This window comes from Catenuloplanes japonicus (assembly GCF_000717135.1).
Taxonomy (GTDB): Bacteria; Actinomycetota; Actinomycetes; order Mycobacteriales; family Micromonosporaceae; genus Catenuloplanes; species Catenuloplanes japonicus.
In genome coordinates this window covers 1-24,038 of sequence record NZ_JNXY01000018.1, presented here as the reverse complement: position 1 = coordinate 24,038, position 24,038 = coordinate 1, and the positions used below count along the sequence as shown (strand labels likewise).

The 24,038-nt window shown below is 71.3% G+C and carries 20 protein-coding genes; 10 read left to right on the top strand and 10 right to left on the bottom strand.

Translation table 11 applies throughout. The features are described from left to right. Positions 1 to 118 precede the first annotated feature (118 nt). Positions 119 to 1,543, bottom strand: coding sequence for a type I glutamate--ammonia ligase (gene glnA / locus OP04_RS24660; protein ID WP_033342216.1), 1,425 nt, complete (start codon positions 1,541 to 1,543; stop codon positions 119 to 121). Between the two features lie 215 nt (positions 1,544 to 1,758). Here glnA and OP04_RS24655 point away from each other — a divergent pair, with 215 nt between their 5' ends. Continuing rightward, positions 1,759 to 2,178: an RDD family protein gene (locus OP04_RS24655; protein WP_033342215.1), complete on the top strand. Its 420-nt coding sequence runs from the start codon at positions 1,759 to 1,761 to the stop codon at positions 2,176 to 2,178. 165 nt (positions 2,179 to 2,343) lie between these two features. On the opposite strand, the gene OP04_RS24650 is transcribed toward OP04_RS24655, so the two are convergent. From OP04_RS24650 to OP04_RS24640, 3 genes are all read right to left on the bottom strand, one after another. Next, positions 2,344 to 2,934, bottom strand: coding sequence for a ClpP family protease (locus OP04_RS24650; protein WP_033342294.1), 591 nt, complete (start codon positions 2,932 to 2,934; stop codon positions 2,344 to 2,346). A gap of 128 nt (positions 2,935 to 3,062) precedes the next feature. After that, entirely contained in the window at positions 3,063 to 3,623 is a 561-nt protein-coding gene (locus OP04_RS51960) for a helix-turn-helix domain-containing protein (protein WP_085066731.1), read from the bottom strand. 38 nt (positions 3,624 to 3,661) lie between these two features. Beyond that, positions 3,662 to 4,354, bottom strand: a complete 693-nt coding sequence (locus tag OP04_RS24640) for a DUF4191 domain-containing protein (protein WP_033342214.1) — start codon at positions 4,352 to 4,354, stop codon at positions 3,662 to 3,664. 226 nt (positions 4,355 to 4,580) lie between these two features. Between OP04_RS24640 and OP04_RS53575 the strand changes: the two genes are divergently transcribed. The 3 genes from OP04_RS53575 (at position 4,581) to OP04_RS24630 (ending at position 9,695) form a co-directional block, all read left to right on the top strand. Beyond that, positions 4,581 to 4,739: a hypothetical protein gene (locus OP04_RS53575; protein ID WP_157240278.1), complete on the top strand. Its 159-nt coding sequence runs from the start codon at positions 4,581 to 4,583 to the stop codon at positions 4,737 to 4,739. A gap of 148 nt (positions 4,740 to 4,887) precedes the next feature. Next, positions 4,888 to 8,007, top strand: a complete 3,120-nt coding sequence (locus OP04_RS24635) for a helix-turn-helix transcriptional regulator (protein WP_232323728.1) — start codon at positions 4,888 to 4,890, stop codon at positions 8,005 to 8,007. A gap of 509 nt (positions 8,008 to 8,516) precedes the next feature. After that, complete coding sequence (locus OP04_RS24630; RefSeq protein ID WP_157240276.1) at positions 8,517 to 9,695, top strand: DnaJ domain-containing protein; 1,179 nt, start codon at positions 8,517 to 8,519, stop codon at positions 9,693 to 9,695. Between the two features lie 612 nt (positions 9,696 to 10,307). Here OP04_RS24630 and lipA read toward each other — a convergent pair. Further along, entirely contained in the window at positions 10,308 to 11,294 is a 987-nt protein-coding gene (gene lipA / locus OP04_RS24625; protein ID WP_232323727.1) for a lipoyl synthase, read from the bottom strand. Positions 11,295 to 11,815: 521 nt separating this feature from the next. Between lipA and aspS the strand changes: the two genes are divergently transcribed. Beyond that, positions 11,816 to 13,087, top strand: coding sequence for an aspartate--tRNA(Asn) ligase (aspS, locus tag OP04_RS24620; RefSeq protein WP_033342210.1), 1,272 nt, complete (start codon positions 11,816 to 11,818; stop codon positions 13,085 to 13,087). Positions 13,088 to 13,123: 36 nt separating this feature from the next. Here the strand turns inward: aspS and lipB are convergent, their stop codons facing one another. After that, positions 13,124 to 13,762, bottom strand: coding sequence for a lipoyl(octanoyl) transferase LipB (gene lipB, locus OP04_RS24615; RefSeq protein ID WP_033342209.1), 639 nt, complete (start codon positions 13,760 to 13,762; stop codon positions 13,124 to 13,126). 110 nt (positions 13,763 to 13,872) lie between these two features. Between lipB and OP04_RS24610 the strand changes: the two genes are divergently transcribed. Genes OP04_RS24610 through OP04_RS24600 form a run of 3 tightly spaced genes read left to right on the top strand, consistent with a single transcriptional unit; the run spans position 13,873 to position 16,219 of the window. Further along, positions 13,873 to 14,844 (top strand): ATP-binding protein, encoded by a 972-nt coding sequence (locus tag OP04_RS24610; RefSeq protein ID WP_033342208.1) that lies wholly within the window; start codon positions 13,873 to 13,875, stop codon positions 14,842 to 14,844. A gap of 50 nt (positions 14,845 to 14,894) precedes the next feature. Next, a complete protein-coding gene (locus OP04_RS24605) occupies positions 14,895 to 15,290 on the top strand; it encodes an SCO5389 family protein (protein ID WP_033342207.1) in 396 nt (131 codons plus the stop codon). Further along, on the top strand, positions 15,290 to 16,219 hold the full coding sequence (locus OP04_RS24600) for an LLM class flavin-dependent oxidoreductase (RefSeq protein ID WP_051798886.1): 930 nt from the start codon (positions 15,290 to 15,292) through the stop codon (positions 16,217 to 16,219). Before OP04_RS24605 ends, OP04_RS24600 begins: the two co-directional genes overlap by 1 nt. Here OP04_RS24600 and OP04_RS24595 read toward each other — a convergent pair. From OP04_RS24595 to lpdA, 3 genes are all read right to left on the bottom strand, one after another. Further along, positions 16,168 to 17,061, bottom strand: coding sequence for a TIGR01777 family oxidoreductase (locus OP04_RS24595; RefSeq protein ID WP_033342206.1), 894 nt, complete (start codon positions 17,059 to 17,061; stop codon positions 16,168 to 16,170). The genes OP04_RS24600 and OP04_RS24595 overlap by 52 nt on opposite strands. 78 nt (positions 17,062 to 17,139) lie before the next feature. After that, positions 17,140 to 18,903, bottom strand: a complete 1,764-nt coding sequence (sucB, locus tag OP04_RS24590; RefSeq protein ID WP_033342205.1) for a 2-oxoglutarate dehydrogenase, E2 component, dihydrolipoamide succinyltransferase — start codon at positions 18,901 to 18,903, stop codon at positions 17,140 to 17,142. A 44-nt stretch (positions 18,904 to 18,947) separates the two neighbouring features. Continuing rightward, positions 18,948 to 20,366 carry a dihydrolipoyl dehydrogenase gene (gene lpdA, locus OP04_RS24585; RefSeq protein ID WP_198153966.1) on the bottom strand — a complete coding sequence of 473 codons (1,419 nt, stop codon included), beginning with the start codon at positions 20,364 to 20,366 and terminating at the stop codon, positions 18,948 to 18,950. Positions 20,367 to 20,518: 152 nt separating this feature from the next. On the opposite strand from lpdA, the gene OP04_RS24580 reads away from it, so the two are divergent. Continuing rightward, positions 20,519 to 20,842, top strand: a complete 324-nt coding sequence (locus tag OP04_RS24580; protein WP_033342203.1) for a hypothetical protein — start codon at positions 20,519 to 20,521, stop codon at positions 20,840 to 20,842. A 78-nt stretch (positions 20,843 to 20,920) separates the two neighbouring features. Here OP04_RS24580 and OP04_RS24575 read toward each other — a convergent pair whose 3' ends face one another. Beyond that, positions 20,921 to 22,501, bottom strand: coding sequence for a leucyl aminopeptidase (locus OP04_RS24575; RefSeq protein WP_408606778.1), 1,581 nt, complete (start codon positions 22,499 to 22,501; stop codon positions 20,921 to 20,923). A gap of 107 nt (positions 22,502 to 22,608) precedes the next feature. Here OP04_RS24575 and gcvT point away from each other — a divergent pair, with 107 nt between their 5' ends. Next, complete coding sequence (gene gcvT / locus OP04_RS24570) at positions 22,609 to 23,697, top strand: glycine cleavage system aminomethyltransferase GcvT (protein WP_456297623.1); 1,089 nt, start codon at positions 22,609 to 22,611, stop codon at positions 23,695 to 23,697. Positions 23,698 to 24,038 lie beyond the last annotated feature (341 nt).

Below are 24,038 nucleotides of genomic sequence, written 5' to 3'. Positions count from 1 at the left end.
TCGGCAACCGGTCGAACACTACCGTCTTTGAATATAGGGAGTCATGAGCATGCCGATTCGTCCGACACACGACTGAAGGCCGGACCCGCAGGGGCCCGGCCTTCAGCATCAAGCGAGATCAGCAGTCGTAGTACATCGCGAACTCGTGCGGGGTCGGGCGCAGGCGGACCGCGTCGACCTCGTTGGAGCGCTTGTAGTCGATCCAGGTCTCGATCAGGTCCTCGGTGAAGACGCCGCCGGCCGTGAGGTACTCGTGGTCGGACTCGAGCTTGTCGAGCACGGCGTCGAGCGAACCCGGCACGGTCTTGACGTTCGCGACCTCCTCCGGCGGGAGGTCGTAGAGGTCCTTGTCGATCGGGGCCGGGGGCTCGATCTTGTTCTTGATGCCGTCGAGGCCGGCCAGCATCATGGCGGAGAACGCCAGGTACGGGTTGCTGGACGGGTCCGGCACGCGGAACTCGACGCGCTTGGCCTTCGGGTTGGTGCCGGTGACCGGGATGCGGGTGCAGGCGGACCGGTTACGCGCCGAGTAGACCAGGTTGACCGGCGCCTCGAAGCCCGGCACCAGGCGACGGTACGAGTTGACCGTCGGGTTGGTGAACGCGAGCAGCGACGGGGCGTGGCTCAGCAGACCGCCGATGTACCAGCGGGCCGTGTCGGAGAGGCCGCCGTAGCCGGTCTCGTCGTAGAACAGCGGCTCGCCGTTGGCCCACAGCGACTGGTGGGTGTGCATGCCCGAGCCGTTGTCGCCGAACAGCGGCTTCGGCATGAACGTGGCGGTCTTGCCCTCGTTCCACGCCGTGTTCTTGATGATGTACTTGAACAGCTGGATCTGGTCACCGGAGTGCAGCAGCGTCGAGAACTTGTAGTTGATCTCGGCCTGGCCGGCGGTGCCGACCTCGTGGTGCGCACGCTCGATGGTGAAGCCCGAGCCGATCAGGTTGGTGACCATCTTGTCGCGCAGGTCGGCGTAGTGGTCGACCGGCGGGACCGGGAAGTAGCCACCCTTGTAGGCGGTCTTGTAGCCGCGGTTGCCGCCCGGCTCCTCCTTGCCCGAGTTCCACCAGCCCTCGATCGAGTCGATGTGGTAGAACGCCTCGTTGGCCGAGGTGCTGTGGCGGATCGAGTCGAAGATGTAGAACTCCGCCTCGGCGCCGAAATACGCCGTGTCCGCGATGCCGGAGGAGGCGAGGTATGCCTCGGCCTTCTTGGCGACGTTGCGCGGGTCACGCGAGTAGGCCTCACGCGTGAACGGGTCGTGGATGAAGAAGTTCAGCGCGACCGTCTTGTGGACCCGGAACGGGTCGATGAACGCGGACGCGACGTCCGGCAGCAGCAGCATGTCGGACTCGTGGATGGCCTGGAACCCGCGGATCGAGGACCCGTCGAACGCGAGGCCGTCGGAGAAGACCGACTCGTCGAAGGACTCCGTCGGGATCGTGAAGTGCTGCATCACACCCGGGAGGTCACAGAAACGTACATCGACGAACTTAACGTCCTCATCCTTGAGGTATCGCAGGAGTTCCTCGGAATTGGCGAACACACGTCCTCCTGGCACGTCCACTTTTGGCTAGGCTGGTCGCGACCGTATGGCTGCGGGATTGCCCGAGCATGTCTCGATTGTTTCTGCCGTGTTACGACCGCGTGCTGTTGGATTATCCACCGTGCAGGGGTCTCGACATGGCCTGAACGGACCATACAGCGCACACCCGGACCGGGTTCACGCCTCCCGGATACTGACCGTTAACCTGGGTCTTCGTGGCAACGAATCGCGCGAATGAACAACGGAACTCGAATGATCCGCCCCCCGGCGGAGAAATCGAACTGCCGACTCTCGGCCGCCGTTTCGGCGCGCTCGTCATCGACTGGGCGCTCTGCCTTCTCGTCGCGACAATCTACGGCGATCCGGCCCACGACGGCTGGTCACCGGTCGTGGCGCTCATCTTTGTCTACACGGTTTTCGCCGGTTTCTTCGCCCAGACGCCCGGCATGGCACTGGTCCGCATAGCGGTCGTCGACGTCACCACCGGCGCTCGGATCGGCCCGCTGCGCGGCCTGATCCGCGGCCTCGCGATCTGCCTGGTCATCCCGCTGCTCGTGCTCGACGACCGGCGCCGCGGCCTCCACGACCGCCTCGCGCGCTCGATCGTCATCCCCGCACCGCGCAGAAACCCATAACCCCAGAGAAAACCCTAAAAGCCGAAATTTCAGATTTCCCGCTTCCAGCGTGGTCCGGTTCCGCGCGCTCCCGCGGCCGACGGATCCGTGGGTGGTCCCGCACACCCCGCGGTGGTCGCGGGCCTCCGGGCCGGGTGGCCGGGATCCCGGCCACCCGGCGAGACCTCAGTGGAGTGCGGCCAGCTGGTCGGCGCTGGCGATGACGTGGTCGACCATGCCGTACTCGCGGGCCTGCTCGGCCGTGAACCACCGGTCGCGGTCCCAGTCCGCCGCGATCTGCTCCGGGGTCTGGCCGGTGTGCCGGGCGATCAGCTCCATCGTGGTGCGTCGCACGTGCAGCATGCTCTGGGCCTGGATGGCGATGTCCGCGCTGGTGCCGCCGATGCCGCCGGAGACCTGGTGCATCATGATCCGCGCGTGCGGCAGCGCGTACCGCTTGCCCGGCGTGCCGGCGCACAGCAGGAACTGGCCCATGGACGCGCTCATGCCCAGCGCCACGGTCGCGATGTCGTTGCGGACGAAGCGCATGGTGTCGTAGACGGCCATGCCGGCGCTGACCGAGCCGCCGGGGGAGTTGATGTAGAGCACGATGTCGCGCTTCGGATCGTCCGCGGCCAGCAGCAGGATCTGGGCGCAGATCGTGTTCGCGATCGCGTCGTCGACCTCACGGCCGAGGAAGATGATCCGCTCCTGCAGCAGCCGCTCGAAGACCTGGCCCTCGAACAGGCCGCCACCCGTGGGCGGCTCGTCGCGCATCCTGATCGGCTGCGCCGAGGCGTAGTGCCGCGCCGCGGGGTGGTGCTGGGTGGGCAGGGCCGGACGGATGGGGTGCATGACACGCTCCCGGAAGTCGGGGGTGGGCGGACCCACCCGATCGCTTCCGTTCAGCGTGCGGCGGCCGCCGCCGTACCCTCGAAGGATTCTTCTGCGCGGAGAATCGCTGCCAGCGCAACGGTCGCCCGCAACCGCCCGGCGTTGCCACCGCACAGGCGCGCGGCCGATCGCGGGCCACGGCCTGCGGCGGCCGTCACCCAGCCGCCCGCACGCGCGGCGGACCGCGCGCGATCGCCCGTCGAGGCCGTCACCCGGCCGCGCCGTCGCGAGCCCTGCGCCGAGGCCGTCACCTGCCCGGCGTCGCCGCCCGGACGGGCGTCGCCGCCCAGACGCACGAAGGAGACGTGAGCCGTGGCGCGCGGGGAGATGCGGCGCGGGTCGGTGCGAGCCAGCTCACGGCGGGCCTCGTCGAGCAGGTCGCCGAGCCCGATGCCGAGCGCGCGGCAGATCGCGGCCAGGATCTCCGACGACGCCTCCTTGCGGCCCCGCTCGATCTCCGAGAGGTAGGGCAGCGAGACATCGGCGTCGCGGGACACGTCCTGCAGCGTCCGGCCCTGGGCGAGCCGGATCCGGCGCAGGACCGACCCGATGATGCGGCGCAGCAGCGGCACGGCAGACCTCCCCCTGTTGCTGACGGCGATGCGGTCGGTCAGCGCCCGCGCGACTGGCGGAACTGGCCCTTGCTGGGACGCATGTTCTTCGGGATCGCGCCCTTCGGCATCTGCGGCCGGGCGAACAGCGCGGCCAGCCGCTTGTCGAGCGCGTTGACCTCGGCGCCGGAGATGTCGCGCGGCAGGCGCAGCAGCGTCATCCGCAGCTTGCGGATGGACAGCTCGTTCTCCCCGGTGCCGATCACGTAGTCGTGCAGCGGCGCGTTGCCGATCACCTTGGAGAGCCGCTTCTTCTCCGAGCCGAGCAGGTGCCGGACCTTGCTCGGGTCGCCCTCGCCGACCAGGATCACGCCGGGCCGCCCGATCACGATGTGCACCATGTCGAAGCTGGTGGTCGAGCTGGCCGCGGGCCGCACCCGCCAGTCGCCGCGCATCTGCTCCAGGATCGACGCGGCCGCGCCCGGCTGGCCCTCGGCGGCGGTCATCATCGCGCTGTTCGACCGGATGCTCAGCACGACCAGCGCGGCCAGCGGTGCGAGCAGGAAGAACAGGATGACCGTGAAGACGCCCCAGCTCAGCAGGATGGCCAGCACGGCGAGCGCGATCGGGATGATCAGCGCGGCCGCGAGCAGCGGCGCGAACCACCTGTCGTGCTTGGCGGTGAACTGGAACACCATCCAGATCTGCTTCAGCCGCGCGCCGAACGTGACCTTCTCCTGGGGCTTTGCCATGCGTCGAGTCTACGGTGCCGCGCCACCGCTCCGCGCGCCCGTCCTGGCCCGCGCTGCGTAAGTACCTTACGGCGAATACGGCCCTTACCGAGCCGGGCTAAGACGTCCGTAAGACGCCAATATCGCCCGGGAATGCGGCACGCACCCCATGCGGCGGGCCTGCCTTCCCGAGGACCGTAGGTGTCAGCACGGAGACGGGCACCACCGAACGAAAGGCATATCGATCATGTTGCAGAACTCGGAGATGATCCTCGCACTGCACCGCTCCCGCGAGGCCGACCTGATCCGCGCGGCGCGGGCGGACGCGCTCGCCTCCCGCGTACGCGTCCGGAAAGCCGGCCGATGGCATCCCCGCCGTCCCGGACCTGCCCCGACGCAGGGCTGAAACGGCGTATCGGATGATGGACCACCCCGGAACCGCTGAGGGGTCGGCACGGGGGAACGCGGGCCGGGCGCCGGAGACGGCCGCCCGGCCCGTGCTCGCGCTCGTGCCATCGACGCCTGTGTCGTACCCCCATGGCATGCTCGGTCCTGTGAGCTCTCACGCGACCGGAAGCACGCTCGTCGGCAGGGACGGCGATCTCGCCGCCCTCCGTGAGACGTTCAAGCGCGCCCGCGGCGGCGAGACCGCGGTCATGCTGATCGGCGGCGAGGCCGGGGTCGGGAAGACCCGGCTCTGCGAGGAGTTCGGCCGGCGCGTCGGCGGCGAGGGCGTGCAGCTGCTCACCGGCCAGTGCCTGGAGCTGGGCGAGGAGGGCCTGCCGTTCGCGCCGTTCGCGTCCGCGCTGCGTGAGGTGCTGCGCCGAGGCGGGGCGGACCTGTTCGCCGGCCACGAGCGCGAGTTCTCCGTGCTGCTGCCGGAGCTGAGCCGCCCCGAGGGCGCCGAGGCCAGTCGCGGCTACCTGTTCGACCTGGTCGCCGGCCTGTTCGCGCGGATGGCGGCGGAACGGCCGCTGGTGCTGCTGATCGAGGACCTGCACTGGGCCGACCGGTCCACGCGCGACCTGATCGCGTTCCTGATCCGCTCCGGGCGCACCGCCCGGGTGCTGCTCCTCTGCACGTACCGGTCGGACGAGCTGCACCGCGGCCACCCGCTCCGGCCCTACCTCGCCGAGCTCGACCGCGTGCGCGGCGTCGAGCGCCGCGAGCTGGACCGGCTGGATCGGGACGGCACCGCGCGCGTGCTCACCCACCTGTTCGGCGCCGAGCCCACGGCCCGCGCGGTCGACGACATCCACGGCCGCGCGCAGGGCAACCCGTTCTTCATCGAGGAGCTGGCCGCGACCGCGGACCCGGTCGGCTGCTCCACCATCCCGGAGACGCTGCGCGACCTGCTGCTCGCCCGCGTCGACCGGCTGCCGGAGCCGGCGCAGCGCGTGCTGCGGATCGCGTCGGTCGGCGGCAACCAGGTCGGCCACGAGCTGCTCGCGGAGGCTGCCGGCCTGCCCACGGACGAGCTGGAGGCCGCGCTGCGCGCCGCGATCGCGGGCCAGCTGATGGTCACGGACGCCGACGGCGGTTACGAGTTCCGGCACGCGCTGGTCCGCGAGGCCGTCCACGACGACCTGCTGCCCGGCGAGCGCACCCGGCTGCACGCGCGCTACGCCGCGATCATCGAGGCGGACGTGTCGCTGGTCGGCTCGTCCCGCGCGCCCGCGGAGATCGCCCACCACTGGTTCGTCGCGCACGACCACCCGCGGGCGCTCGTCACCACGCACGCGGCCGCGGACGCCGCCTGCCGGCGGTACGCGTACGCGGAGCAGAGCCGCCTGCTGGACCGCATGCTCGACCTCTGGGAGCAGGTGCCGGAGGCGTCCGCGCTGCTCGGCATGACCCACCTGGACCTGGTCGAGGAGGCGCTCGGCGCGGTCACCGCGTCCGGCGACTACCACCGCGGCGTCAGCCTCACCCGGGCCGCGCTCGCCGAGGCCGACGACGACGCGGAGCCGCTGCGCGTGGCCCGGCTGCTGGAGCAGCGCGGCCGCCTGCTGCGCGTGCTCGGCAAGGCCGACGGCGGCGCGGAGATGGACCGGGCGCTGGAGCTGGCCGTGCGCTGCGAGCCCTCCGCGGCCCGCGTGCACCTGCTGGCCGACATCTCCGGCCACCTGACCAAGACCGGGCGCGAGCGGGGGTTCGCGACCGCCGCACTGGTCCGGTCCGCTGCGGAGAACACGGACGACCGCCCGGCCCAGGTCGCCGCGATCCTGGCGCTGGCCCGCATCGACTGCCGCAGCAACGAGATGGGCGCCGGCATCGAGGAGCAGCGCCGCGCGATCGCGCTCGCCCGTGAGATCGGCGACGTCCACGGCCTGGTCAAGGCGCTGGTCAACAACTCCGACTCGCTGTTCGAGATCGGCGACTGGGCCGCGAGCGCACGGGCCGCGGCCGAGGGCATGGCGGAGGCGAAACGCGTCGGCATCAGCCGGTCCGTCGGCCTCTTCCTGATCTCCAACACGGCCGAGGCACTGATCGCGCTCGGCCGCTGGGACGAGGCGGACGCACGCTGCGCGGACACGGCCCGGCTCGACCCGCCCGGCAACCTCGGCGCGCACTGGACCGCGCTGCGCGCACGGCTCTGGCTGGCCCGCGGCCTGCCCGGCGCGGACGAGGCGGTGGCGCGGGCGCTCGCGTTCCTCGGCCGGCCGTACCTGGAGGAGCAGCTGCGGATGCCGTTGCTGGAGCTGTCGATCACGGCGGCGCTGGCCCGCGGCGACGGGCCGGCCGCGCGGGAGGCGGCGTACCGGGCGATCGGCGACGCACGCCTCGGCGAATATCCGCGCTACGACTGGCCGCTGATCGTGGCGGTCGCGCACGCGGCGCGGGAGACGGCGGACACGGATCTGGCGGGCAAGGCGGCCGCGGCGATGAGCGGCTGGCCGGCGGTGTATCCGCCGCAGCAGGCGTATGCGGCCGAGACGTTCGCACTGCTCAACGGCCTGGTTCCGGCTCTGCCCATGGCCGGCTGGCGGGTGGGCGTCGCGGGCTCGGCCGGCGGTGTCACCGGTGCTGGTGGTTCGGTGGGCGCCGGTTTGCCGGTGGGCGCGGCCGGTTCGGTGAGAGACGTTGCTGGTCTGCCGGGCGGCGTCACCGGTTCGCTGGGGCTGCTGGAGAGCGTCGGCGGCCTGCCGATCTCGCGCGGTGAGGTCATGGCGAAGGCCGCGAACGACGATCCGGCGGCTGCCTGGCGTGCGGCCGTGGACGCGTGGCGGCGGGACGGCCGGCCGCACGACCTGGCCTGCGCGCTGCTGAGCCTGGCCGAGGTCGCGGCCGCGGCCGGAGACCGGGACGCCGCGGTCGCGGCGCTGGAGGAGTCCGGCGCGCTGGCCGGCGCGCTCGGTGCGACCCCGCTCTCCGCGGACGTCAGCACGCTGGCGCGCCGCCTGGGCCTGCGCGGCACCGTCGCCGGTCTCTCGACCGCGGTCACCGCGCCGGGCGCGGCGCTGCTCACCGAGCGGGAGCGTGAAGTGCTACGGCTGGTCGCGGAGGGCCTGAGCAACGCGCGGATCGCGGCCGAGCTCTACATCTCGCCGAAGACGGCCAGCGTGCACGTCTCCCGGATCATCGCGAAGCTCCAGGTGGCGAACAGGGTGGAGGCCGCCGCGGTCGCACACCGGCTCGGCCTCCTGAACGCGCCACCGGCGGTCGCGGGCTGAGCCGGGGACTGAGTCGCGGGCCTGCTGAACCGGGCATCGAACCGGGTCCCGGACCGAGTCCCAAACCGGTCCCGGACCGGGTCCAGGACCGGTTTCATTACGGGGCAAAACGGGTATATCGGAAAGCGACGGGAATGCGACCGCGTGGATGAGCGGCGATCTAGGATCGCCTTGGGTAACGTTCGCACTACCCACCTCCTTCGGCCGGAAGGAGTGGTTCATCCCGCGTGGAGGCGCTTTGCCTGCTTCCGGAACGCCTGAGCCCCACCGACCCGCATGAGCGAGCCCACGAGCCGCCGTTCTCGGCGCGCTGTCACCCTGGCCCGCGGTGTTGGTCCGGTCCGCGCGGCCGGCTCGGCCGCCGCCGCTGGTCTTGATCGCGCTGCCGGTCACGCTGTTGGTTTGGCCGACGTTGTCGGCTTGGCTCGCGTTGCCGGCTCGGCCCACGCTGCCAGTTCGGCTCGCGTTGCCGGCCTGGCCCGCGTTGCCGGCCTCGCGGGGTGTCCGGCATGAGCCGCGACTTCCGCGAGCTGGGCGGCCGTGACGCGTATGCGCTGCTGGGCCTGGCCGAGGATGCCGATGCCCGGGAGATCAAGCGTGCCTGGCGCGCGATGTCCCGCCTGCACCACGCGGACGTCGGCGGCAGCGACAACATCCAGTCGCTGCTGAACGTCGCCTACGACACCCTTTCCGATCGCGCCCTCCGCGACGAGTACGACCGCTACCGCCGCACGGTCCTGCTGGTCGGCGCCACGAGCCCGCCCCCGGCGCGTCGTCCGCCGCCACGTCCGTGGCAGCAACCGCCACCACCCGCACCCGAGCCGGCGGCCCGCAAGCCGCACGCCCGCGAGCCGGAGCCGCCACCGTCCCGGGACCCGGACGAGGGGCTTTTCCGGGAACCGCCCGCCGACCGCGCCCGCGCGTCGGACGACCGATTCTTCCAGGCGTGGCGGCCCCACCGCGGGAAGCCGGACGCGGGGCAGCCCTCGCGCGATGAGCCGGAGGGCGGGCTGTTCCGCGGTCGGCAGCCGCACCGCGACGAGCTGGACGAGGGATGGCCCGCCCAGGGCGAACCGGAGGGGCTTTTCCGGGAGCGGCAGTCGCATCGTGACGAGCCGGACGAGGGATGGCCTTCCCGCGGCGAACCGGAGGACGAGCTGGTCGGGGAGCGCCAGCCATACCGCGGCGAGCCGGAGGACGAGCTGTTCCGGGGACGGCAGCCGCACCGTGGCGAGCCCGAGGGTGGGCTCTTCCGTGAGTGGCAGCCGCGTCCTGAGGAGTCGGACCTGCCGGAATCCGGGTTCCTGTCGCCGGACGAGTGGGATCGCTGGGAGGACGACGAGCCCGAGCAGCGCCGTTTCGAGTCCGAGCCGGAGCAGGGCAGGCACGAGGCCGCGCCGCCGTTCAACTCCTGGTCCGCGCCGCGCCAGGCCGATCCGCGCCGCGACTTCATCTCCACCGCGCGCCCGGTCGGCTACGACAATCTGGCCATCATCTCGCTGGTCCTGGCTCTGGTCTTCGCCCCGGCCGCGCTGGTCACCGCGCCGATGGCGCTCTACCGCATCCGCCGCACCGGCGCCCAGGGCCGCGCGCTCGCGATCACCGCGCTGATCCTGGTCGGTGTCCTGACCATCGCCCTGACCAGCGGTTACGTCATCGGCACCCGCACCCCGGTGATCGCCCGCTGACCCGCGGAGCGGCCCGCTCGCGCGCGATCGCATTCAGACCCCGCTGGCCAAGCAGGCCGCTATTTCATGAAATTTCGGGCGCGTAGCGCCCGCTGACCGAGGGCTGACCCGTGATCGAAGGTTGACCGAGGACCGGAAGCTCATCGGTCTCCGGGGAGGCTGCCCGGGGGCGCGGCGGTTGCCTCGGGTGCGGAGACTGCCCGGTCCGGAGACCGCCTGGGGGCGGCGGTTGCCTCGGGTCCGGAGGCCGCCTGGTCCGGAGACCGCCTGGGGCGGCGGTTGCCGCGGGTGCGGAGGATGCCCGGTCCGGAGACCGCCTGGGGGCGGCGGCTGCCCCTGGTCCGGAGGCCGCCTGGGTGAGACCGCCCGAGGTACGGGGGACCGTCTGGGTCCGGAGATCGCCCGGTGCGGGGGCCGCCCGGGTCCGGATGCTGCCGGGCCCGGATGCTGCCGGGTCCGGAGGCCTATCGGGAGTCCGGAAGCCGCCCGAGGAGCAAGCCGCAGCCCGCTGACCTGAGCCGCAACGGCTCAGGACGACCCCGGAAACCCGCGGACAGAAAAACCGCGCGGCCCGAATCGGGCCGCGCGGGTGGTGAAGGTGAAGTCGGATTCTCAGGCGACCTTGGCCGAGCGGGCGTCGAGCGCCTGCTGGTAGAGGCGGCCCGCGCGGTACGAAGAGCGCACCAGCGGCCCGCTCATCACGCCGGCGAAACCGATCTCGGTCGCCTCGGCCTGGAGCTCGACGAACTCCTCCGGCTTGACCCAGCGCTCGACCGGGTGGTGCCGCGGCGTCGGCCGCAGGTACTGCGTGATGGTGATCAGCTCGCAGCCGGCCGCGTGCAGGTCGCGCAGCGCCTGGCTGACCTCCTCGCGCTCCTCGCCGAGGCCGAGGATCAGGTTGGACTTGGTGACCAGCCCGGCCGCGCGGGCCTGGGTGATCACGTCGAGTGAGCGCTCGTAGCGGAACGCGGGCCGGATGCGCTTGAAGATGCGCGGCACGGTCTCGACGTTGTGCGCCAGCACCTCGGGGCGGGAGTCGAAGACCTCGGCGAGCTGCACCGGGTCCGCGTTGAAGTCGGGGATGAGCAGCTCGACGCCGCAGTCGGCCTGCAGCTTGTGGATCTGCCGGACGGTCTCCGCGTAGAGCCAGGCGCCGCCGTCGGGCAGGTCGTCGCGGGCCACGCCGGTGATGGTCGCGTAGCGCAGGCCCATGGTGGCGACGGACTCGCCCACCCGGCGCGGCTCGTCCGCGTCGAACTCGGCCGGCTTGCCGGTGTCGATCTGGCAGAAGTCGCAGCGGCGGGTGCACTGGTCGCCGCCGATGAGGAACGTGGCCTCGCGGTCTTCCCAGCACTCGTAGATGTTGGGACAGCCGGCCTCCTGGCACACGGTGTGCAGGCCCTCGCGGGAGACGAGCCCGCGCAGTTCCGTGTACTCCGGGCCCATCTTGGCCTTGACCTTGATCCACGGAGGCTTGCGTTCGATCGGCGTGCTCGCATTGCGCGCTTCGATGCGCAACATTCTCCGGCCCTCGGGGGCGGGGTGGATGCTGCTGTTAATCGCGGTCGCTGTCGGCGGCCCGGAGCGCTCGATCGTCACGAAAGTCAGCCTACGCCGGGCATTGGGCCCCGAGAGGCGCACCGCGACGTGGCTCACGCCCGATGGCGTGTGACGGCGCTCACCACAAACGGCAAACCTCCGGTTACCCAACGGCAATGTCTCCTTCGGCGAAAAATACCGCACAGAAAAGCAGAAAAGCGCACAGAAAAAATCAATAGATCAAGAGCCGGAGCCGTGGGTACGGTACGCGGCAACGGCGCTGACGGAGACGAGTAGCGCGCCGGACCGCACGCCGAGAGAGTCGCCGGAAGCTGTGAAGGCGATCGTGCGCCGGCGTGCGAAGACCCTCCCGAGCCGCGGGAGGAAACGCGTGGGAGTCGCGCGGAGTAGAACCCGCCGGTCTGGCCCCCGTCATCGGGCGACGAACGAGGCGCGATCCCGTCCAGGGGCCGCGCGAAGGTGCGGTGGTACCGCGAGGACCCGCTCGCCCGCACCTGCCTCACGGCCGTCCGGCCGGGAGGTGCCGGGATCGCGTTGCGAAGCGATCTGGAGGTGCCCTCATGCAACGCATCCTTTCCGCCGAGTTGGCCGCGCACGCCGGTGAGACCGTTACGATCCAGGGCTGGATCCACCGCCGCCGGCTGCTCAAATCGGTGGCGTTCCTGGTGGTCCGCGACGCGTCCGGCCTGGCCCAGGTGGTGATCACCGCGCCTGCGACGCGTGCCGAGCTGGAACGGCTGACCGAGGAGACCGTCGTCGAGGTGACCGGCCTGGTGGCCGCGAACCCGGCTGCCCCGGGCGGGACCGAGATGGTCGAGGTCGCGCTACGGACCCTCAGCCCGCTCGCCGTACCCACTGATTTCGCTCTGTATCGGCCCGAGTTGTCCGCGACGCTGCCGACGCAACTGGACCAGGCGGCGATCTCTCTGCGGCATCCGCGGCGGAGCGCGGCGCTGCGCGTCGGCGCGGCCGCGGTCGCGGGATTCCGCGCCGCGCTGGACGAGGAACGGTTCGTCGAGGTGCACACGCCGAAGATCGTGGCGTCGTCGACGGAGTCCGGGGCGAACGTGTTCGGCATCGACTACTTCGGGCGGCGCGCGTTCCTGGCGCAGTCGCCGCAGTTCTACAAGCAGATGATGGTCGGCGTGTTCGAGCGCGTCTACGAGGTCGGGCCGGTGTTCCGGGCGGAGCCGCACGACACGGCGCGGCACCTGGCGCAGTACACGTCGCTCGACGCGGAGCTGGGCTTCATCCGCGACCACCGGGACGTGATGGCGGTGCTCACCCGCGTGCTGGCGCGGATGGTCACGACCGTGCGGGAGCGGGTGCCGTCGGTGGCGGACCTGCCCGGTGTGCCGGACGAGATCCCGGCCGTGGCGTTCCCGGAGGCACTGCGGATCGCGGGCGCGCACCCGGACGAGCCGGACCTGGCGCCGGCGCACGAGCGGGCGCTGGGGGAGTGGGCGCGGGACGCGCACGGGTCGGACTTCGTGTTCGTGACCGGCTATCCGATGGCGAAGCGGCCGTTCTACACCGCGCCGGACCCGGCCGCACCGCGCTACTCGAACGGCTTCGACCTGCTGTTCCGCGGCGTGGAGCTGGTGACGGGCGGGCAGCGGCTGCACGCCTACGACGACTATGTCGCGGCGCTGGCGGCGCGGGGCGAGCCGCTGGAGCCGTATGCGTCCTATGTGGAGACGTTCCGGCACGGGATGCCGCCGCACGGCGGTTTCGCGATCGGGCTGGAACGGTTCGTCTCCCGGCTGACCGGCGCGGCGAACGTGCGTGAGGTCACCGCGTTCCCGCGAGACCTGCACCGCCTCACGCCCTGAGGCGTCGCTGATCGGGGTGCCCGGCGGGTGCCCCGATCAGCGGGACAGCGTGTGCAGGCGGCGCTCCACCACGGGGAGCGCGTCCGCGACCGTGATCGGGCGGCCCAGTTCCGCGCTGAGCGACGTCACGCTCGCGTCGCGGATGCCGCACGGCACGATCCGGTCGAAGAACGTCAGGTCGCAGTCGCAGTTGAGCGAGAAGCCGTGCAGCGTGACGCCGCGCTCGACGCGGATGCCGATCGCGCCGACCTTGCGGTCCGGCCCGCGGTCGTCCGCGAGCACCCACACGCCGCTGCGCCCCTCGACGCGGGTGACCTCAAGGCCGAGCTCCGCGCAGCTGTCGATCATCAGCTGCTCGACCCGGCGCACGTACGCCACCACGTCGAGCGGCGCCGGCAGCTTCATGATCGGGTAGCCGACCAGCTGGCCCGGACCGTGCCAGGTGATCTTTCCGCCGCGGTTCACGTCGACGACCGGGGTGCCGTCCATCGGCCGGTCGAACGGCTCCGTGCGGCGGCCCGCGGTGTAGACGCTGGGGTGTTCCAGCAGCAGCACCGTGCCGGGCTGCTCGCCGGCGGCCACCAGCTCGTGCAGGCGGCGCTGCTCGGCCCAGGCCGTCTCGTAGTCCACGACTCCCGCGCGCACCGATTCCGGTGCCGTAACCGTGCTCGTCACGCCGCCCAGGCTAGCCCCATCTTTCGGGTGACCCCGGCTTGACTCCGTTATTGGAAATGACTACCAATATGTATAGGCCACGCACACAACGCCGTGTAGGGGAAAATCCTGTGAAAGTAGCTTTTGTCGGTAAGGGCGGCAGCGGGAAGACCACGCTCGCCGGACTGTTCGCGCGTCACCTGGCCGCCGGCGGGGCGCCGGTGCTCGCGCTGGACGCGGACATCAACCAGCACCTGGCGGCCGCGCTCGGCGCCACGGACGACGAGGCGGTGCTGCTGCCCGCGCTCGGCGACCACCTGCCCGAGATCAAGGAGTACCTGCGCGGCGACAATCCGCGCATCGCCTCCGCGGCGGCGATGGTCAAGACCACGCCGCCCGGCCGCGGCTCCCGGCTGATCGGCGTGGACCGGCCGAACCCGCTCTACGACGCGCTGGTCCGCGACGTGCACGGCGTGCGGCTCGCGGTCACCGGCCCGTTCGCGTCCGAGGATCTGGGCGTCGCCTGCTACCACTCCAAGGTCGGCGCGGTGGAGTTGCTGCTCAACCACCTCGCGGACGGCCCGGGGGAGTACGCGGTGGTGGACATGACCGCGGGCGCGGACTCGTTCGCCTCCGGGCTGTTCACCCGTTTCGACCTGACGTTCCTGGTCTGCGAGCCGACCGTGCGCAGCATCGGCGTCTACAAGCAGTACACCGGCTACGCCCGGGATTTCGGCGTCGCGGTCAAGGTGATCGGCAACAAGGTCGACGACGAGTCCGACGTGGAGTTCCTGCGTGAGGAGGTCGGCGACGACCTGGCCGGCTGGGTGGGCCGCTCCGCGTTCGTGAAGGCGGCCGAGCGCGGGCGTTTCCAGCCGATCGACGCGCTGGAGCCGGCGAACCGCGCGGTGCTGGCGGACATGCGCGCGCGGCTGGACGCGCGCGACAAGGACTGGGCGCGTTACGCGGAGCAGGCCGCGGACTTCCACCGCCGCAACGCCGCAGCGTGGGCCAGTGATCGGGTCGGCGCGGACCTTACCGAGCAGATCGATCTGGATTTCATTATCAATCCGTCAGCCATCGACGTAGCTCTACGGAGTTAATAGACTCCCGTGGGTAATCAGATCCACGGGTACCACGTTAGGAGAACCGCATGTCCCTCGACGTACCCACCGCCCTGCTCGAGCGCGTGGAGCGTGGCCAGGTCGTCGACGACGCCGAGTTCGTCGACGTCGTCCGTCAGTCCCTGCCGTACGCCTGGACGATCGTGTCCGAGGTCGCCTCCCAGTCCGCCGCGAGTGGAGCGGAGTTCGTCGACCACGCCGTCCCGCCGCCGAGCGAGAAGGAGCGCGGCCAGCTGCTCCGCGCGCTGGCCAGCGACGCCATCCGCGCCGGGCTGGAGCGCCACTTCGGCGTGAAGCTCGCGTTCCAGAACTGCCACCGGGTTGCCGCGTTCAAGCTGTCCGCGGTCGGCGGCGACACGTACCAGCGGTTCATCTCGCCCACCGCGCAGATCGCCAACCAGAGCCCCGAGCTGCGCGACTGCTGATGCACGAGGCCGATGCCGGGTCGCCGGTCCGCCGGCGGCTCGGCCTCTTCCTGCTCGGCGCGCACGGGCCCGCCTCGATCCCGGCGCTCGCCCGCGCCGCCGAGGACGCCGGGCTCGACGACGTGTGGCTGGCCGAGCACCACTTCACCGCGTACGGCACGCTCCCGTCCGCGACCGTCGCGGCCGGGCACGCGCTCGGCGCCACCCGGCACATCGAGATCGGCACCGCGGCCTGCGTGCTCCCGAGCCGGCACCCGGTCGCGCTCGGCGAGGAGGCCGCGCTGCTGCACGCGCTGTCCGGCGGGCGGTTCCGGCTGGGCGTGGCGCGCGGCGGGCCGTGGGTCGACCTGGAGGTGTTCGGCACCGGCCTGCCGTACCGTGAGCAGGGCTTTTCCGAAGCTCTTGATCTTTTGCGCGCATGGCTCTCCGGGGCCGCCCGGCTCGGCGCGCACGGCGACTTCCACCGCTTCCGCGAGGTCACGGTGTCGCTGCCCGCGAAGATGCCGATCTGGGTGGCGGCGACCTCGCGGCCGACCGTGGAGCTGGCGGCCCGGCGCGGCCTGCCGCTGCTGCTCGGCATGGACGCCGACATCGCGCAGAAGAAGGAGATGCTGGCGGTGTGGGCCGCCACGGCCGCCGCGCACGGGCATGACCCGGCCGCGGCCGACCACGCGTCCGTGCACCTGGCCCCGGGCCCGTCGCCGCGGCTGGAGGAGCTGCTGGCGCGCACCCGCGACTACGTGCGCATCGACGGCTCGCCGCCCGCGCACCGTGACCTGGACGCCTACGCGGCCCGGCTCCGCCGGATCCACGACACGATCGAAGACCTTCCGGGGGTACGGCGAACGCTGCTCTTCGTCGAGGCCGCGCCCGACCCCTACAGCGCCGCCTCCAGCGCGGCCGGCAGCGTCGGGTGGGCGAACTCGTAGCCGGACCGCAGCAGCACGCCCGGCAGCGCACGCGTGCCGGTCAGGATCTCCGTGGAGAACTCGCCCAGCACCACCGAGATCGCGAACCCCGGCACCGGGATCAGCGCGGGCCGGTGCAGCGCCGCCGCCAGGTCCCGGGTGAACTCCGCGTTCGTGGCCGGGGCCGGCGCGACCATGTTGACCGGGCCGGAGATGTCGTCGCGCTCCAGCAGGAACACGGTCGCGCTGACCCAGTCGGCCAGCGAGATCCACGGGATGTACTGCCGCCCGCTGCCGATCCGCCCGCCGAGACCGGCCTTGAACAGCAGCGCCAGCGGCTGCAGCAGGCCACCGCGCTTGTCCAGCGGCAACCCGGACCGCAGGTGCACCACGCGCACGCCGGCGTCCTCGGCCGGGCCGGTCGCGGCCTCCCACACCCGGCACAGGTCGGACAGGAAACCGTCGCCGGGCGGCGCGTCCTCCTCGACGGGCGTGTCACCGGTGTCGCCGTAGAAGCCCTTGGCGGAGCCGTTGAGCATCACCGACGGCCGCTCGCCCTCGGGCAGCGCCGCGATCGCGCGGGCCAGCGTGCCGGTCGTGTCCACCCGGCTGCTGCGCAGCTTCCGCTTGTACGCCGCGGTCCACCGCTGCCCGCCGATGCTGGCGCCGGCCAGGTTGATCACCGCGTCCACACCGCGCAGCGCGGCCGGGTCGAGGTGGCCGGCGGACGGCTTCCACGGGATCTCGTCGCCGGACTGCGGCGTACGCCGGACCAGGCGTCGCAGGTCGTGCCCGTCCGCCGCGAGGCGCTCCCGCAACGCCGTTCCCAGAAAGCCCGACGCCCCCGCCAGCAGAATCCTCATGGGCCCATTGTTCCCGGAAAAGATCGGGGGCGAACCCCGGCGCGCGGCCGGGATTCGCCCCCTGTGATCTTGTTTGGATCAGAGGCCGAGCTCGGCCTCGAAGTTGCCGCCTTCCAGGCGCTCCTTCAGCGTGGTGAGGAAGCGGGCCGCGTCCGCGCCGTCCACGATCCGGTGGTCGTAGGAGAGCGCCAGGTACATCATGGAGCGCGGCACGATGATCTCGCCCAGCTCCGGGTCGTCCACGACCACGGCGCGCTTGACGATCGAGCCGGTGCCGAGGATGCCGACCTGCGGCTGGTTGATGATCGGGGTGTCGAAGAGCGCGCCCCGGCTGCCCGTGTTGGTCAGCGTGAACGTGCCGCCCGAGATCTCGTCCGGCCCGATCTTGTTGTTCCGGGTACGCTCCGCCACGTCCGCGATGCGCTTGGCCAGGCCACCCAGGTTCAGGTCGCCCGCGTCCTTGATCACCGGGACGATGAGGCCCTTCGGCGTGTCCACCGCGATCGCCAGGTGCTCGGCGTCGAAGTAGGTGACCGTGCCGGCCTCCTGGTCGATCCGCGAGTTCACCACCGGGTGCTGCTGCAGGCCCTCGACCGTGGCCAGCGCCAGGAACGGCATGAACGACAGCTTCACGCCGTGCCGCTGCTGGAACGCGTCCTTCACCTGCGCGCGCAGCTTCGCGATCTTGGTCATGTCGACCTCGACCACGGTGGTCAGCTGCGCCGAGACCTGCAGCGACTCGACCATGCGCTTGGCGATCGTGGCGCGGGTGCGGGTCAGCTTCTCGGTGCGGCCACGCAGCGGGCTCGGCGCCGGCTTCGCCTTGCTCTCCGCGGGGGCAGGCGCCGCGGCCGGGGCGGGAGCGGGCTTGGCGGCGGCCGCCTTCGCCTTCTCCGCGGCGTCGAGCACGTCCTGCTTGCGGATGCGGCCACCGACACCGGTGCCGGTCAGCGCGCCCAGGTCGACGTTGTGCTCCGCGGCCAGCTTGCGGACCAGCGGCGTCACGTAGGCGGCCTCACCGTCGGCGGGGGCACCGTTGGACTCGGCGGTCGCCACGGCGGCGGGCTTGTCGGCCGCGACGGGCTGGGGCGCCGCGGCGGGCTTCGGCGCGGGCGCCTCGGCCTTCGGAGCCGGCTTGGGAGCCTCGGCCTTGGGCGCGGGGGCCTCGGCCTTGGGGGCCTCGGGCTTCGGAGCCTCCGCCTTCGGGGCCGCGCCACCGGCCACGCCGATCACGGCCAGTGCCGCACCGACCTCGGCGGTCTCGTCCTGCGGGACCTTGATCTCGAGCACCGTGCCGGCGGCCGGCGACGGGATCTCGGTGTCGACCTTGTCGGTGGAGACCTCGAGCAGCGGCTCGTCGACCTCGACCGTGTCACCGACCTCCTTGAGCCAGCGCGTGACCGTACCCTCGGTCACGCTCTCGCCCAGCGCCGGCATGGTGACGACCGTGCCCTCGGCAGAACCGCCGCTGGACGGCGCCGGCGTCTCCGGCTCCGCCGCCGGGGCCTCCGGGCCGGACTCCGGCTCGGCCTGCTCCGTGCGCGCCTCGACGGCCGCGTCGTCCTTGTCCTCGGCGGGGGCCGCGGCCGGGGCGGGGGAGTCACCCTCGCCGCCGATGACCGCCAGCTCGCTGCCGACGTCCGCGGTCTCGTCCTCGTTCACCAGGATGCTGGTCAGCACGCCCGAGGCGGGGGACGGGATCTCGGTGTCGACCTTGTCGGTGGAGACCTCGAGCAGCGGCTCGTCCGCCTCGACCGTATCGCCGACCTGCTTCAGCCAGCGCGTAACGGTGCCCTCGGTGACGCTCTCGCCGAGCCGGGGCATGGTGACCGATACCGGCATGTCTCAAGACTCCTTAACAAGCAACCGCGACTGTATGTTCAAGATCAGGCGTGGGCGTGCAGCGGCTTGCCCGCCAGGGCCAGGTGCGCCTCGCCCAGCGCCTCGTTCTGGGTGGGGTGCGCGTGGACGAGCTGAGCCACCTCGCCCGGGAACGCCTCCCAGTTGTAGATCAACTGCGCCTCGCCGATCAACTCACCGACACGCGCTCCGACCATGTGAACACCGACCACGGGACCGTCCTCGACGCCGACCAGCTTGACGAAGCCGGAGGTCTTGAGGATCTGGCTCTTGCCGTTGCCGGCCAGGTTGTAGTTGTAGGTCTTCACCTTGTCGCCGTACTGCTCACGGGCCTTCGCCTCGGTCAGGCCGACGGACGCGACCTCCGGGTTCGAGTACGTGACGCGCGGGATGCCCAGCTCGTCGATGACGGCCGGGTTCTTGCCCGCGATCTCCTCGGCGACGAAGATGCCCTGCTGGAAGCCGCGGTGGGCGAGCTGCAGGCCGGGCACGATGTCGCCGACGGCGAACACGTTCGGCACGTTGGTGCGGAGGCGCTCGTCGGTCAGGACGAAGCCGCGCTCCATCTTGACGCCCTGCTCCTCGTAGCCCAGGCCCTGGGTGCGCGGGCCACGGCCGACCGCGACCAGCAGCAGCTCGGCCTCGACGACCTCGCCGCCCTGGATCGTGGCGCGCACACCGGAGTCGGTCTTCTCGACCTTCTCGAACGGCTTGCCGACCTTGAACTTGATGTTCCGCTTCCGGAACGCGCGCTCGACGGCCTTGGAGACGTCCGCGTCCTCCGCGGCGACCAGGCGGGGCAGCGCCTCGATGATGGTGACGTCCGCGCCGAACGAGCTCCACACGCTGGCGAACTCGACGCCGATCACGCCGCCGCCCAGCACGATGACGGACTTGGGCACGCGGTCCAGCTTCAGCGCGTGCTCGCTGGTAATGATCTTCTCGCCGTCGACGTCCAGGCCCGGCAGGCTCCGGGAGAACGACCCGGAGGCGAGCACCACGTTGCGGCCGACGTAGCGGTTGCCGTTCACCTCGACCGTGTTCGGCGCGACGAGCTTGCCCTCGCCCTCGATCACGGTGATCGACTTGTTGCCGTTCAGCATGCCGCTGAGGCCCTTGTAAAGGCGGGAGACGACACCGTCCTTGTACGAGTTCACCCCCGCGATGTCGATGCCCTGGAACTCGGCCTTCACGCCGAACTGCTCGGACTCACGCGTCTCGTCCGCCACCTCGGCCGCGTGCAGCAGCGCCTTCGTGGGGATGCAGCCGACGTGCAGGCAGGTGCCGCCGAGCTTGTCCTTCTCCACCAGGGCCACGGTCAGGCCCAGCTGGACCGCACGAAGCGCCGTGGCATAGCCACCACTGCCGGCGCCGAGAATGACGATGTCGAAGGTTTCGCCGTTCGGCTGGCTCACAGTCAACTCCCAAGTCGCGCGTCGCTGCATACGACGGTCACACTGTCGTAACGTGCATGGTGCCGTGCCCATCCTGTCACTTGTGGAAGGGGGCCGCGTAGGGAGGTGCCCAGGAACACGTCTCCTGGCAGTACCCTTGGCGGCGAGTCGCCCGTGACGGTTGCGGATGGGGGAAAACGGCGGTGGCCTGGTTCAGGCGGCAGAAGAAGACGAGTGGGGCCTCGGTCGCCCGAGCAGCACACAATGAGGCCCTGGAACACCTCGCACAGTTCGTGACGTCCCGGCAGGGCGTCGAGGTCTTCATCGAGCCCAAGACGACCGTGACGGAACACACGGTCATTCTCATCGCCCACGACGGCGAGTGGACCCGCCGGCGCATCGACTCTCCCGAGAGCGCGCGCCGGTTCGCACACAAGATGGCGATCCCGGTCTACGACATCCAGCTGGTCGGATATCCCCAGCGAATGCGCGATTACAACGAGCGTCGTAAACGCGCTTCCTCCTGAGAAAATCTACCGCCGATCAGGGCGTCCCGTTGACGGGACGCCCTGATTGACTACCCGACGTTCGCACGATGCTTCTGGTCAGCCGTTGGCCACGACGTCGTCGATCAGCGCCACCAGCGTCCGCACCGGCACGCCCGTGCCGCCCTTGGTCCAGTAGCCGGTCGCCTCGCCGGTGTGGAAGCTCGGGCCCGCGATGTCGATGTGCGCCCAGGCCACGTCCTCGGTGACGAACTCGCGCAGGAACACGCCGCCCTGCAGCATGTGACCGGCCCGGTCCATGCCGGCGTTGACCTGAGAGATGTCCGCGACGTCCGAATCCATGCCCTTGCGCACGTCATCCGGCAGCGGCATCGGCCAGGCCGGCTCGCCGACCAGGTCACCCGCGGTCCTGACCCGCTCCAGCAGCTCCGGCGTGCCCATCACGCCCGAGATGCGCTTGCCCAGCGCGATGACCTGGCCGCCGGTCAGCGTGGACGTCTCGAACAGGTAGTCCGTGCCGTCCGCGCAGGCCCGCGCCATCGCGTCGCCCAGCACCATGCGACCCTCGGCATCCGTGTTCAGCACCTCGACGCGCTTGCCGTTGAACATGGTGACCACGTCGCCCGGCCGGTACGCCGAACCGGACGGCATGTTCTCCGCGATCGGCAGGTAGCCGGTCACCGGCACGCCCGGCTTCAGCTCCGCGACCGCCAGCAGCGTGGCAGCCACCGCGGCCGCGCCCGCCATGTCCGACTTCATCTCCCACATGCCCGCGGCCGGCTTGATCGAGACGCCGCCGGTGTCGAACGTGATGCCCTTGCCGACCAGCGCCACCCGCTTCGCGCCCTCGACCGGGGACTGCGGCGTGTAGGTGAGCTTCACCAGCCGCGGCGGGGCCTCGGAACCCTGGCCGACCGCGGTGATGCCGCCGTACCCGCCGTCGCGCAGCTGCTTCTCGTCCAGCACCTCGACCTCGAGGCCGGCCGCCCGGCCCGCGGCCGCGACCTGCTCCGCGAACTCCGGCGGCCGCAGCTCGTTCGGCGCGGCGTTCACCCAGTCGCGCGTGCGGACCACGGCGGACGCCACCGCGGACGCCTTCGCCAGCGCCGCGACCAGGCCGGAGTCGGCCGCATCGGCCACCACGACCTGCACGGTCGCCACCTGCTCGCGGCGGCCCGGCTGCGGCTTCGTCTTGTAACCGGCGAACCGGTAGGAGCCCAGCACCGCGCCCTCGGCCACCGCGCTCAGCGCGGCCGGCCCGTCCGCGTCGTCCGGCAGCGGCAGCGCCAGCGCCACGGTCCCGGCACCGGCCAGCGCGCGCACGGCAGTACCGGCGGCACGACGCAGCACCTCGGGCTCGGGCGCGGCACCCTTCGGCTCCGGGCCGAGGCCGACAGCCGCGACGATCGGGGCGGTCACCGTACCCAGCGTTGCGATCTTGATCACCTCACCCGCGCCACCGGTCGCGCCGAGCAGCCGCAGCGTCTCCGCCAGCCGCCCTTCGAAGGCGACGGTGACGCTCTCCGCGCCGCTGGCGATCAGCAGACCGGACGGCTCGTCGTCGCGACTGTGCACGCCGATCACGACGGCGTCGACGGCAAGCTCGGCGGGGTCGCTGTCCACCAGGTGCAGGGAGGGATTGGGCTGAGTCACTCGGCTTCTCCGACTTGTGGGCGGCATGCGGGTGCGCATCCGGTGGCGTAGGTCGTCTGCGAGCGGTACCCGCTGGACAACATCATGTCCCGCCGATGCTAACCAGACGGGCTGTTGCAGGTAAGTTGCCACCCATGAAGAGATCTCCCCTGCACGACCGGCACGTCTCCCGAGGTGCGAAGTTCGCGCCGTTCGGAGGCTGGGAGATGCCTTTGGAATACGCGGACGGCGGCGTCATCGCCGAGCACACCGCGGTCCGGGAGAACGCCGGCGTGTTCGACGTGTCCCACCTCGGCAAGGCACGGGTCACCGGCCCCGGCGCCGCCGCGTTCGTCAACGCGAGCCTCAGCAACGATCTCGGCCGCATCGGCCCCGGCCGCGCCCAGTACACACTGTGCTGCGACGACGCGACCGGCGGCGTGGTCGACGACATCATCGCGTACCTCTACGACGACGAACACGTCTTCCTCATCCCGAACGCGGCCAACACCGCCGAGGTCGTGCGCCGCCTCACCGAAGCCGCGCCCGCCGGCGTCACCGTGACCAACGAGCACGACGCGTACGCGGTGCTCGCGGTCCAAGGGCCGAACTCCGCAGCGCTGCTCACCACGCTCGGCCTGCCGACCGACCACGAGTACATGAGCTTCAGCACGGCCACGCTGGCCGGCACGGAGCTGGTCGTCTGCCGCACCGGCTACACCGGCGAGCACGGCTACGAGCTGGTCGTACCGTCCGACGCAGCGGTCGCGGTCTGGGACGCGCTGTTCGAGGCGGACCCGACGCTGAAGCCCTGCGGGCTGGGAGCACGCGACACGCTCCGCACCGAGATGGGCTACCCGCTGCACGGGCAAGACCTCTCGCTGGAGATCACGCCGGTGCAGGCGCGCTCCGGGTGGGCCGTCGGCTGGTCGAAGCCGTCCTTCTGGGGGCGCGACGTGCTGCTCGCGGAGAAGGCGGCCGGGGCGCGGCGCACGCTGGTCGGGCTGGAGGCGCAGGGGCGCGGAATTCCGCGTGCGCACATGGAGGTCTACGCCGGCGACGCGCGCGTCGGTGAGGTGACCAGCGGCACGTTCTCGCCGACGCGGAAGGTTGGCATTGCGCTGGCGCTGGTGGATGCGGCGGCGGGAGTGTCTGTTGGGGACACGGTTGAGGTGGATATCCGTGGGCGTCGCACTGCGATGACCATCGTCAAGCCTCCGTTTGTGAAGACCTCAGTGCGTTAAGAGCTTTTTCTTCCCGCTTTCGCTGTGGTTGCTTTTTGCATGCTCCCGCGGGCTCGCCGTCCGTGGGTGGTTGCGTTTTGGCGCGATTTTCGCGACGTCTGACTTCGTTGCGCGGGTTGCGTTGGGTGGGGGTTCGGGGCATGGTGCCTCACTTCGGGCGGTCAGGCTTGATCCCTCAGTGAGGCACCATGCCCCGAACCCCTCCGGTGGTCGCCTTGGGTGGGGCGGTGGCAGTTTGTATGGGGGGCTTGGTGTAGCTGCTGGGCAGTGGTTTTGCGGGGTGCGCTGTTGAGGTTTGAGCGCACGGGTAGATCGAGGGTTGCTGGCTTGGTCGCACACGG

What these genes read in the sequence shown, in the direction of transcription:
- OP04_RS24575 (WP_408606778.1), bottom strand. Translation starts at nt 22,501, where the DNA reads ATGCCGCCCACAAGTCGGAGAAGCCGAGTGACTCAGCCCAATCCCTCC.
- OP04_RS24640 (WP_033342214.1), bottom strand. Translation starts at nt 4,354, where the DNA reads ATGGCAAAGCCCCAGGAGAAGGTCACGTTCGGCGCGCGGCTGAAGCAG.
- OP04_RS24600 (WP_051798886.1), top strand. Translation starts at nt 15,290, where the DNA reads ATGCACGAGGCCGATGCCGGGTCGCCGGTCCGCCGGCGGCTCGGCCTC.
- gcvT (WP_456297623.1), top strand. Translation starts at nt 22,609, where the DNA reads ATGAAGAGATCTCCCCTGCACGACCGGCACGTCTCCCGAGGTGCGAAG.
- OP04_RS53575 (WP_157240278.1), top strand. Translation starts at nt 4,581, where the DNA reads ATGTTGCAGAACTCGGAGATGATCCTCGCACTGCACCGCTCCCGCGAG.
- OP04_RS24630 (WP_157240276.1), top strand. Translation starts at nt 8,517, where the DNA reads ATGAGCCGCGACTTCCGCGAGCTGGGCGGCCGTGACGCGTATGCGCTG.
- lpdA (WP_198153966.1), bottom strand. Translation starts at nt 20,366, where the DNA reads ATGCAGCGACGCGCGACTTGGGAGTTGACTGTGAGCCAGCCGAACGGC.
- OP04_RS24650 (WP_033342294.1), bottom strand. Translation starts at nt 2,934, where the DNA reads ATGCGCGACGAGCCGCCCACGGGTGGCGGCCTGTTCGAGGGCCAGGTC.
- sucB (WP_033342205.1), bottom strand. Translation starts at nt 18,903, where the DNA reads ATGCCGGTATCGGTCACCATGCCCCGGCTCGGCGAGAGCGTCACCGAG.
- aspS (WP_033342210.1), top strand. Translation starts at nt 11,816, where the DNA reads ATGCAACGCATCCTTTCCGCCGAGTTGGCCGCGCACGCCGGTGAGACC.
- OP04_RS24595 (WP_033342206.1), bottom strand. Translation starts at nt 17,061, where the DNA reads ATGAGGATTCTGCTGGCGGGGGCGTCGGGCTTTCTGGGAACGGCGTTG.
- OP04_RS24605 (WP_033342207.1), top strand. Translation starts at nt 14,895, where the DNA reads ATGTCCCTCGACGTACCCACCGCCCTGCTCGAGCGCGTGGAGCGTGGC.